Annotated in this window: 8 protein-coding genes; 7 read left to right on the top strand and 1 reads right to left on the bottom strand. The window is 63.7% G+C overall.

The window, feature by feature from the left end:
* Positions 1-206: 206 nt before the first annotated feature.
* Positions 207-383: a hypothetical protein gene (locus EDE08_RS37345; RefSeq protein ID WP_061879730.1), complete on the bottom strand. Its 177-nt coding sequence runs from the start codon at positions 381-383 to the stop codon at positions 207-209.
* A 167-nt stretch (positions 384-550) separates the two neighbouring features.
* Between EDE08_RS37345 and EDE08_RS37340 the strand changes: the two genes are divergently transcribed.
* The 7 genes from EDE08_RS37340 (at position 551) to EDE08_RS37310 (ending at position 5,865) form a co-directional block, all read left to right on the top strand.
* A complete protein-coding gene (locus EDE08_RS37340) occupies positions 551-1,279 on the top strand; it encodes a helix-turn-helix transcriptional regulator (RefSeq protein ID WP_131874630.1) in 729 nt (242 codons plus the stop codon).
* An 82-nt stretch (positions 1,280-1,361) separates the two neighbouring features.
* On the top strand, positions 1,362-2,021 hold the full coding sequence (locus EDE08_RS37335; RefSeq protein ID WP_165936406.1) for an acyl-homoserine-lactone synthase: 660 nt from the start codon (positions 1,362-1,364) through the stop codon (positions 2,019-2,021).
* A 1-nt stretch (position 2,022) separates the two neighbouring features.
* Positions 2,023-2,241: a hypothetical protein gene (locus EDE08_RS37330; protein WP_131874632.1), complete on the top strand. Its 219-nt coding sequence runs from the start codon at positions 2,023-2,025 to the stop codon at positions 2,239-2,241.
* A 299-nt stretch (positions 2,242-2,540) separates the two neighbouring features.
* Entirely contained in the window at positions 2,541-3,458 is a 918-nt protein-coding gene (locus tag EDE08_RS37325) for a branched-chain amino acid ABC transporter permease (protein WP_036042790.1), read from the top strand.
* Positions 3,455-4,399, top strand: coding sequence for a branched-chain amino acid ABC transporter permease (locus EDE08_RS37320; RefSeq protein WP_131874633.1), 945 nt, complete (start codon positions 3,455-3,457; stop codon positions 4,397-4,399). Before EDE08_RS37325 ends, EDE08_RS37320 begins: the two co-directional genes overlap by 4 nt.
* Positions 4,392-5,159 carry an ABC transporter ATP-binding protein gene (locus tag EDE08_RS37315; protein WP_131874634.1) on the top strand — a complete coding sequence of 256 codons (768 nt, stop codon included), beginning with the start codon at positions 4,392-4,394 and terminating at the stop codon, positions 5,157-5,159. The genes EDE08_RS37320 and EDE08_RS37315 overlap by 8 nt, the downstream gene beginning before the upstream one ends.
* Positions 5,152-5,865: an ABC transporter ATP-binding protein gene (locus EDE08_RS37310; protein ID WP_131874635.1), complete on the top strand. Its 714-nt coding sequence runs from the start codon at positions 5,152-5,154 to the stop codon at positions 5,863-5,865. Before EDE08_RS37315 ends, EDE08_RS37310 begins: the two co-directional genes overlap by 8 nt.
* Positions 5,866-6,000: the final 135 nt, after the last annotated feature.

Here is a 6,000-nt window from a genome sequence, read left to right as displayed (position 1 = left end):
GCCGACAGAGAACTGTCACCCATCCATCCGGTCTACTGTGTTACCTATCTATCCGGTCTGGACATCGCGCCACCTTCTCCCACAAGGGGAGAAGGGAAACCAAATTTTCGGCCAGAGAGTTTCGACTAAAATCTGCGCGCTCAAATGGAAGGGCCGCGTCGCCGCGCGATGTGTTGCATCGGCGTCGTTTGTTGCAACTGCGATGGCTAGCTCGCCGGGCCCTCGGGCGATACGTTCTCGGCCGCCTCCGCGTGCTCGCTTTGCAGCACCTTGCGCGCGAACTCGATGATCTTCTGCTTGTTCGCCGTTTCGCGGACGGCAAAAAACACGCGGTTCAATTCCAGGCCGAGCACGCTGTTGAGGGCGATGTCCTCGTCTTCCATCATTGGTTTCCCGCTTCAGACATTTCAGGTGTATCGCGGCGTAAATTCTGCCACAAGTAGTTTAAATCTTCAGAGCGGGTCGGCACCGGGAAACTACGGCCACGGCCATTTGAGGCAGTTCGCGGATACGTGCTATACGGAAGCGGCGAGGGTCAGGAAACGCACCGATGTCCGCCGTAGACTATGGCCGGGAGGCGCTCGACTTCATCGAAGGCCTGCAGGCCTACCGCAAGGTTCCAGAAGCCATGAATGCGCTCGAAGCGGCCTTTGGTCGCTTTGGCTTCGAAACCATCATCGTGACGGGATTGCCGAATCCCGACCAGCGGTTCGCGCAGATGGTGCTTGCCAAGCGCTGGCCGGCGGGATGGTTCAGCCTCTACACCGAGAACAATTACGACCGCTATGATCCCGTGGTGCGGCTCTGCCGGCAGTCGGTCAATCCGTTCGAGTGGTCGGAAGCCCCCTATGACGCCGAGCTCGAGCCGAACGCAGCCGAGGTGATGAATCGCGCCAGCGAGTTTCGCATGTCGCGCGGTTTCATCGTGCCGATCCACGGGCTGACCGGCTATGAGGCCGCGGTGTCGCTCGGCGGCGTCCATCTCGACCTCAATCCCCGCAGCAAGCCGGCGCTGCACCTGATGGCCATGTATGGCTTCGATCACATCCGGCGTCTGCTCGAACCGGTGCCACATCCGTCGACGCGCCTCACTCCGCGCGAGCGCGAGGCGATCGCCTGGGCTTCGCAGGGGAAGTCGGCCTGGGAGATCGGCGAGATCCTGCACATCACGCAGCGTACCGCCGAAGAGCATCTTGCAACCGCCGCGCGCAAGCTCGGTGCCGTCAACCGTACGCATGCGGTAGCGCTGGCGATTCGCAACAAGATCATCGCTCCCTAGGCGCTTCACTGGGAAATTTCCCAATATCGGATCGGCGTCTTTTCGCGGAGTCTGCCTCCATTGAGGATGAATGGGGGTTTTCATGATTCACGCAATTTCCGCGGTAAATCGCCACCTTTATGAAGACGTGATCGAGCAGCATTTCCGGCTGCGTCACGACATTTTCGTCGAGGAGCGGCGCTGGGAGACGCTGCGCAGGCCGGATGGCCGCGAGATCGATTCCTATGATGACGAGGACACCGTCTATCTGCTGGCGCTGGAAGAGCGCCGCGTCGTCGGCGGTCATCGGCTCTACCCGACCACCAAGCCTTCGATGATGAGCGAGGTGTTCCCGCATCTGGCGGCGGTCCGCGGCTGCCCGGCCGATCCGCTGATCTGGGAATGGTCGCGCTACTTCGTCGTGCGCGATCGCCGCGACGGCGCACTCAACCTGCAACTGATGGCGGCGGTGCAGGAGTTCTGCCTCGATCAGGGAATCGCGCGGGTCAGCGCGATCATGGAGACGTGGTGGCTGCCGCGCTTCCACGAGGCCGGGTTCGTCGTCACGCCGCTCGGCCTGCCGGCCCTGGTGGAGAACGCATGGACCATGGCGGCGACCATCGACATTCGCCGCGAGACTCTCGATGCCCTGCATGATCGGATCGGCATGGCTTCCATAGTGCAGCAAGACGGCCCGCGACTGGATGCCGTCGCCCGTGCCAACCTTTGCGGCTTCGCTGCCGCGCAACGAAAGAGCGCCTGAGATGTCGAACATGATGCGGGACAGCCAGATCATGGCGCAAACGAAGGACGAAAATCTCGGCTACATGTCCGATATGGCGCTCGAACTGGCGGAGATGGCGGAAGACGCCGGGTTGGCGACGCTCGCCTATCTGTTCCGGATGGCAGCGCTCGAAGCCACGACGGCCAACAGCGGGCTCGCCGAACCCGATGATCTACCCCGGCAGATGACGTCGCACTAGACCTCCCTGCACTCCGACAAATTTGCACCCTCTCGTGCGTTCGCCGGCGAGAGGGTGATCGCATGGGTGCGGCAGGTTGCCCCAGCCTGCGCGGCAGCCTTCTTGCAAGGGTCGATCTCGATCTCGATCGCATGCATCGGCATGCAACAAAGTGCATGTTTGGTGTCGAATCGCTCTTGCCTCGGAACGATACTGCCATTACCCATTTTTCGGCCTTGAAGAGGCAGGGGGAGCTCTTTCACTGATGGCGACATTGTTCGAACATCGGCGCGACGCTGCGTGCGCCTGAAAGAGTCTTGATGCTGCTTGTCGTCGAACAGTTCCTGAACGGGTTGCAGTTTGGCCTGCTGCTGTTCCTGCTCGCCGCCGGCCTGACGCTGGTGTTCGGGATCATGGATCTCGTCAACCTCGCGCACGGCTCGCTCTATATGATGGGGGCCTACTTCGCCGCGACCTTTGCCGCCTGGACCGGCAGCTTCCTGCTCGGCGCGCTGATGGCGCTAGGGGCCACGCTGGTGCTCGGTATCGTGCTGGAGGTGACGGCGCTGCGGCATCTCTACGGCCGCGACCATCTCGACCATGTGCTCGCGACCTTCGGCCTGATCCTGTTCTTCAACGAAGCCGTGCGGCTGATCTGGGGCCCGGCCGGCCTTGCACTGCCGCTGCCGGCCTGGCTCACCGTGCCGGTGCCGATCCTGCCCGGCATTCACTATCCCGCCTATCGCCTCGCCATCATCGTGGTGGCCTTGCTGGTCGCGCTGCTGCTCTATCTCGGCGTGATGCGCACCCGCATCGGCATGCTGATCCGGGCCGGCGCCTCCAATCGCGAGATGATCGGTGCGCTCGGCATCAACATCAAGCTGCTCTACACGCTGGTGTTCGGTTTGGGAGCCGCGCTCGCGGGCCTTGCCGGCCTGATGCAGGCGCCGATCCTGACCGTGCAGATCGGCATGGGCGAGAACATCCTGATCCTCGCCTTCGTCATCATCGTGATCGGCGGCATCGGCTCGATCCGCGGCGCGTTCCTCGCCGCGATCTTCGTCGGCATGATCGACACGCTCGGCCGCGCCTTTCTGCCGAACCTGTTGCGGCAGGTGCTGAGCGGTGCCGCTGCTTCCACCGCCGCGCCGGCGCTGTCGTCCATGCTGATCTACCTGCTGATGGCGATCGTGCTGGTGGTGCGGCCGGAGGGGCTGTTTCCGGCCAATCGTCGATGAAGGCTATCACGGTGAGCAAGGCCGTCACGGCCCTTTTGCTGGCGGGCCTCGTGCTGCTGCCGCTCTATTCGCAGCTCTCCGGCAACATCTTCATCCTGACGCTGTTCACCCGCATCATCATCCTGGCGCTGGCGGCTGCGAGCCTCAACCTGATCATGGGTTTTGGCGGCATGATGAGCTTTGGTCACGCCGCCTATCTCGGCATCGGCGGTTACGCGGTCGGCATGCTCGCTCAGGAGGGCGTGGGAAGCGGCTTCATCCAGTTTCCGGTCGCGCTCGCCGCCTCCGCCATGTACGCGCTCGTGATCGGCGCGCTCTCGCTTCGCACCCGCGGCGTCTACTTCATCATGATCACGCTTGCCTTCGCCCAGATGGCCTATTACGTCGCCTCGGGGCTGGCGCGTTACGGCGGCGACGACGGCCTCACCATCTACAAGCGCAGCGATTTCTCCGGCCTGCTCGATCTCGGCAATCGCGTGCAGTTCTACTATCTCTGCCTTGCCTGCCTGTTCGGCGTCATCTTCCTGATCTGGCGCATCGTCAATTCGCGCTTCGGCCTCGTCGTGCAGGGCCTGCGTTCCAACGAGCAGCGCATGCAGGCGATCGGCTTCCCGGCCAAGCGCTACCAGCTGGTCTGCTTCGTCATCTCCGGCACCATGTGCGGCCTTGCCGGCGCCCTGCTCGCCAATAACACCGATTTCATCAGCCCGGCCGTGATGTACTGGACGCGTTCCGGCGACCTCATGGTGATGGTGATCCTGGGCGGCATGGGCACGCTGTTCGGCCCGGTCATGGGCGCCGTGGTGTTCCTGCTGCTGGAAGAGTTCCTGTCGCAGATCACCGAATATTGGGCGCTGATCATGGGTCCGCTGCTGCTGCTGATCGTCCTGTTCGGCCGCGGCGGCATCATGGGCGCGCTGGGGAGGGCTGGCCGTGGCTGAACCCTTGCTTCGCGTCGAAAAGCTGGTGCGCCGCTTCGGCGGCATCATCGCGACGGATCACGTCTCGCTCGACGTCGCATCCGGCGAGCTGCACGCCATCATCGGCCCCAACGGTGCCGGCAAGACCACGCTGATCAGTCAGCTCACCGGACATCTCTCCCCGCATTCCGGTCGCGTTTTGCTCGGTGGCCGCGACATCACCGATCTACCGGCCTATCGCCGCTGTGCGCTCGGGCTCGCGCGCTCGTTCCAGATCACCTCGCTGTTGCTCGACTTCACCGCCGCCGACAACGTCGCGCTGGCGGCGCAGGCGCATGCCGGAACCTCGTTCCGCTTCTTCGCCAACGCGCGCAAGGAAAGAGGCCTGCGCGATACCGCCCATGCGGCGCTCGACCGCGTCGGGCTCGCGCATCGCGCCGATGTTCTGGTGTCGAAGCTCAGCCATGGCGAGCGGCGCCAGGTCGAGCTTGCGGTCGCCCTGGCCAGCAAGCCGAAATTGCTGCTGCTCGACGAGCCCATGGCCGGCCTCGGCGTCACCGAGTCCCAGGGCATGGTCAAACTGCTCCAGGAGCTGCGCAAGGAAGTCTCGATCGTGCTGGTCGAGCACGACATGCCGGCGGTGTTCGCGCTGGCCGATCGCATCTCGGTGCTGGTCTATGGCCGCGTCATCGCCTCCGGCGATCCTGCCGCGATCCGCCAGAACGAGGACGTCAAGCGCGCCTATCTCGGTGATCAGCATGTGGTGACGCATCATGGCTGACACATTGCTCGACGTCGAAGGCATCGAGACCTGCTACGGCCTGTCCCAGGTGCTGTTCGGCCTGTCGCTGTCGATCAAGCCGGGCGAGATGGTCTCGCTGATGGGCCGCAACGGCATGGGCAAGACCACCACCATCCGCTCCATCATGGGCCTGACGCCGGCGCGCGCAGGCGCGATCCGTTTCGCTGGCGCCGAGGTGCGACAGCTTCCGTCCTACAGGATCGCAAAGCTCGGCGTAGGCCTCGTTCCGGAGGGGCGTCAGATCTTCCCGAACCTCACCGTGCGCGAAAACCTGGTGGCCGCCGCCGCGGACCGCTTCGGCGGCAGCAATCCGTGGACGCTGGCAGCGATCTACGTGATGTTTCCGCGCCTCGCCGAGCGTGCCTCCAATATGGGCAACCAGCTCTCCGGCGGCGAGCAGCAGATGCTCGCCATCGGCCGCGCATTGATGACCAATCCAAAACTCCTGATCCTGGACGAGGCAACCGAGGGCCTTGCGCCGCTGATCCGCGAGGAAATCTGGAGCTGCCTGTCGCTGCTCAAGAGCCGGGGGCAGTCGATCCTGGTCGTCGACAAGAATGTCGACCATCTCGCCCGCATCTGCGACCGCCACTACATCATCGAGCGCGGCAGGACGGTGTGGAGCGGCACGTCCGACGAACTCGTGGCCGAGCCGGATCTGCAGCACAAATATCTGGGAATCTAGTTCGTCCGCCCGCGGCTGAGCAGCGGAATGCCAGCGCCTTGCATTCCCCGTAATCCGGTCAATCGACCTTACCCAATTCGCATGCAGCGCCCAACTAACGCGCGAGGCGGTGCGCGCCGATCTCGATCAGGGTGG

Source organism: Bradyrhizobium sp. R2.2-H (assembly GCF_004346455.1).
In the GTDB taxonomy this organism is placed as follows: Bacteria; Pseudomonadota; Alphaproteobacteria; order Rhizobiales; family Xanthobacteraceae; genus Bradyrhizobium; species Bradyrhizobium diversitatis.
This window is presented reverse-complemented; position numbering and strand designations above follow the sequence as displayed.